The organism is Saccharopolyspora sp. (assembly GCF_017434145.1).
GTDB classification, from domain to species: Bacteria; Actinomycetota; Actinomycetes; order Mycobacteriales; family Pseudonocardiaceae; genus Saccharopolyspora_C; species Saccharopolyspora_C galaxeae.
In genome coordinates this window covers 1-3,592 of the sequence record NZ_JAFRFW010000719.1, presented here as the reverse complement: position 1 = coordinate 3,592, position 3,592 = coordinate 1, and the positions used below count along the sequence as shown (strand labels likewise).

Sequence of the window (3,592 nt, the reverse complement as noted above, 5' to 3'; positions counted from 1 at the left end):
GTTGCTGGCACCGGTGCTGACCCAGCAGTCCGGATTGGACGTGACCAGCGCGACCGGTGATTCGCTGCAGGCGCCGAACGCGGATTTCTGGCTCGGCACCGATGAATCCGGCCGCTCGGTACTGCTGCTGACGTGGTGGGGCGCGCGGGTGTCGCTGGTGGTGGGCCTGGCCGCGGCGGTGCTGTCGGTGGTGATCGGCACGATCGTCGGCGTGCTGTCCGCGCACTTCAGCGGGTGGACCGAGACGGTGCTGATGCGGATCACCGACTTCTTCCTGGTGCTGCCCGCGCTGGTGCTGGCCATCGCGCTGTCCACAGTGCTGGAACGCGGGCTCGGCACGATCGTGCTGGCGATCGGGGTGACCTCGTGGCCGACCACGGCGCGGCTGGTGCGCGCGCAGACGCTGACCGTCGAAGCCCGGCCCTACATCGAGCGGGCGCAGGTGCTCGGCGGCGGGCACGCGCACGTGATCCGCAAGCACGTGCTGCCCGCCGTGCTGCCGCTGGTGTTCGCGAACACCACGTTGTCGGTGGCCAGCGCGATCATCATGGAGTCCACGCTGGCGTTCCTCGGGCTCGGCGATCCGAGCCGCGCCTCCTGGGGCTCGATGCTCAAGTCCGCGATGGACACCGGTGCGGTCACCGGCGGCGCGTGGTGGTACCTGCTGCCGCCCGGGATCGGGATCGTGCTGGTGGTGCTGAGTTTCACGCTGTGCGGAAGGGCGATGGAGACGGTGTTCAACCCGAGGTTGCGGGGGCAGCGATGAGCCCGATCCTGGAGCTGCGCGGAGTGTCGATCACCTACCGCGGCGCGGCATCCCCGGCCGTGCGGGACGTGGACCTGAGCCTGGAACCGGGCGACACGCTCGGCCTGGCCGGGGAGTCCGGGTGCGGCAAGACGACGCTGGCCATGTCGGTGCTGCGGCTGCTGCCGCGCTCGGCTGAGGTGGGCGGTGCGCGGCTGCTCGATGGGCAGGACGTGCGCGGCATGTCGTTCGGGCGGATGCGCGCCGTGCGGTGGTCCACGGCGTCGGTGGTGTTCCAGGGCGCGATGCACGCGCTGACCCCGGTGCAGACGATCGGCGCGCAGATCGCCGAGCCGATGCGGTTGCACGAGACCGTCTCCGGCGATCCGCGGGCGCGGGTGGTCGAGCTGCTGGAGGCGGTGGAGCTGCCCGCCGAGCGCGCCGACGCCTACCCGCACGAGCTCTCCGGCGGTCAGAAGCAGCGCGTGATGATCGCGATGGCGCTGGCCTGCGATCCGCGGTTGATCATCGCCGACGAGCCGACGACCGCGCTGGACGTGGTGGTGCAGGCGCAGGTGCTGGAACTGCTGGGCAGGCTGGTCGCCGAGCGCGGCATCGCGCTGCTGGTGATCAGCCACGACCTGTCGGTGCTGTCGTCGAGCTGCGCCCGGATCGCGGTGATGTACCAGGGCGAGGTCGTCGAGCACGGCCCGTCCCACCGGCTCATGGCCGCTCCGGAACACCCGCACAGCCGCGCGTTGGCGGAGGCGTTCCCGACCGTGGGCGATCCCGGGTTCCGGCTGGTGCAGCCGGGCGAGCCGGGTCGTGCGCTGCTGTCGGCCGAGGGGGTGTCGGTGACGTTCCCGGCGCGTTCGGGCCCGCCGGTGCGCGCGGTTCGCGAAGTGGATCTGCAGGTGGGGGAGCAGGAGATCGTGGCCCTGGTCGGCCAGTCCGGTTCCGGCAAGACCACGCTGGCCAGGACGCTGCTCGGGTTGCAGCCGCCGACCGCGGGCGAGGTGCGCTTCGACGGCGCACCGCTGCCGAGTTCGTCGGCCGGGCTGCGGGAGTACCGGCGGCTGGTGCAGCTGGTGCTGCAAGACCCGACCGGTGCGCTCAACCCGCGCAACACCGTCTACGAGCTGGTGGCCGAGGGGCTGCGGATCCACGGTGCCGCCGCCGACGAGTCGGCGAAGGTCGTGGCCGCGTTGGAGGCGGCCGAGCTGCGGCCCGCCGAGGACTTCCTGTCGCGCTTCCCGCACGAGCTCTCCGGCGGCCAGCGGCAGCGGGTGGTGATCGCCGGTGCGCTGGTGCTGGACCCGAAGGTGCTGGTGGCCGACGAACCGGTGGCCTCGCTGGACGCCACCGTCCGCGGCGAGATCCTCGCGCTGCTGCTGCGGCTGCGCGAAACCCGCGGTCTGTCCACTTTGGTCATCACGCACGATCTGGGGCTGGCCTGGAACATCGCCGACCGGGTGGCGGTGATGTACCGCGGCGAGATCGTCGAACTCGGGCCGGTCGAACAGGTGCTGCTCGAACCGCAGCACGACTACACCAGGACGCTGCTGGCCGCGGTGCCTTCGCTGGCGGGCCGCGGCGAACCGGCCGCGGAGTGAGCGAACCGGTGGCCGCGGCGATCGACGCGAACGGGACCGGCAGCTGGGGCACCCTGGCCGAGTAGGAACTTCGCACCGGTGAGGAGCCGTCATGGCCACCAGCACGATCGACCCGGACGCCGCGATCACCACGCTGATCAACGTCTTCCACGTCCAACCGGACAAGCAGCAGGAACTCGTGTCGCTGCTGAACGAGGCGACCGAAGCGGTGATGCGGCACCGCGACGGGTTCGTCTCGGCGAACATCCACGCCAGCCGGGACGGGCACACCGTGGTCAACTACGCGCAATGGCGCGACGAAGCCGCCTTCCGCGCGATGCTCGCCGACCCGGCCGCGCAGGAGCACATGTCCTCGGCCACGGCGCTGGCGACCTCCGATCCGAAGCTGTACACGGTCGCGGCGACGCATCACGCGTGATTCAGCCGAACCCGTCGACCACCGCGGGATGGCCCGGACGGTCCACGCGGACGACGTGGTCGGCGAGCCGTTCGGGCGCGACTTCGGCGCTGTAGCGGTCGAACGCGGGCAGCGTCCAGTGCTCGGACTCGGCGAGGTGGCGCTGCAGCGACCGCCCCGGCAGCCACAGGTGCACGGTCAGCTCGAACGGCAACCCGGCGCCGAGCAGCAGCGGCCCGTCCACCAGCAGCACGCCGTGCTCCGGTAGCCGGACCCGGTCGAGCCTGGGGGAACGGTCGGTCGTCACGTCCCACAGCGCGGGCAGCACCAGTCCGGAGCCGCCGCTGGCGAGCGGATCGAGCGCTTCGCGGCGCAGCCCGCCGAAGTCGAACCAGCTCTCGTAGAACGAATCCGGATCGTCGCGCCCGTGCTCCAGCCGCAGCGACGCCGCGCGCACGTAGCGCCAGGTGCTCACCCGCACGACCTCCCGGCCGCGCACCCGCAGCGGTTCGACCAGACCGTCGGCGAACTCCGCGGTGCCGACGGCGCCGTCGACGGCCACCCGGGGCCGCGGCGCGCGCACCTCGGCGATGGTCTCGGCGAGTTCATCGGCCAGCTTTTCCGGTGTGATCGCTCGGACCCGCATGTCCCCGTTCTATCCGGAACGGCCGGCCGACCCGGCCAGGGGTGTCAGCGCAACGCCGGTTGCAGGACGCTGAGCCGCTGCGCGGACGTGTCCAGTTCCGCGGCCACTCCCAGCGGCATGGTCCGCTGCGCCGCGCAGTGGCCGAAGCCGAGCTCGCCGAGCACCGGGATGCCCAGGTCGCCGAGGAGGTT

Annotated in this window: 5 protein-coding genes; 3 read left to right on the top strand and 2 right to left on the bottom strand. The window is 71.9% G+C overall.

Features of this window, described 5'->3' with window-relative positions; genetic code table 11:
• The 3 genes from IJH84_RS19590 to IJH84_RS19580 form a co-directional block, all read left to right on the top strand.
• Positions 1–766, top strand: a 766-nt coding sequence (locus tag IJH84_RS19590; protein ID WP_295147237.1) for an ABC transporter permease, incomplete at its 5' end; no start/stop codon positions are given.
• Complete coding sequence (locus IJH84_RS19585; protein ID WP_295147234.1) at positions 763–2,358, top strand: ABC transporter ATP-binding protein; 1,596 nt, start codon at positions 763–765, stop codon at positions 2,356–2,358. The genes IJH84_RS19590 and IJH84_RS19585, both read left to right, overlap by 4 nt.
• Before the next feature lie 91 nt (positions 2,359–2,449).
• A complete protein-coding gene (locus IJH84_RS19580) occupies positions 2,450–2,776 on the top strand; it encodes a putative quinol monooxygenase (RefSeq protein ID WP_200069726.1) in 327 nt (108 codons plus the stop codon).
• 1 nt (position 2,777) lies between these two features.
• Here the strand turns inward: IJH84_RS19580 and IJH84_RS19575 are convergent, their stop codons facing one another.
• Both IJH84_RS19575 and IJH84_RS19570 read right to left on the bottom strand, forming a co-directional pair.
• Positions 2,778–3,401 (bottom strand): uridine kinase, encoded by a 624-nt coding sequence (locus IJH84_RS19575; protein WP_295147220.1) that lies wholly within the window; start codon positions 3,399–3,401, stop codon positions 2,778–2,780.
• 44 nt (positions 3,402–3,445) lie between these two features.
• Positions 3,446–3,577: a hypothetical protein gene (locus tag IJH84_RS19570; RefSeq protein WP_295147240.1), complete on the bottom strand. Its 132-nt coding sequence runs from the start codon at positions 3,575–3,577 to the stop codon at positions 3,446–3,448.
• Between the last annotated feature and the right edge of the window lie 15 nt (positions 3,578–3,592).

What these genes read in the sequence shown, in the direction of transcription:
- IJH84_RS19585 (WP_295147234.1), top strand. Translation starts at nt 763, where the DNA reads ATGAGCCCGATCCTGGAGCTGCGCGGAGTGTCGATCACCTACCGCGGC.
- IJH84_RS19580 (WP_200069726.1), top strand. Translation starts at nt 2,450, where the DNA reads ATGGCCACCAGCACGATCGACCCGGACGCCGCGATCACCACGCTGATC.
- IJH84_RS19575 (WP_295147220.1), bottom strand. Translation starts at nt 3,401, where the DNA reads ATGCGGGTCCGAGCGATCACACCGGAAAAGCTGGCCGATGAACTCGCC.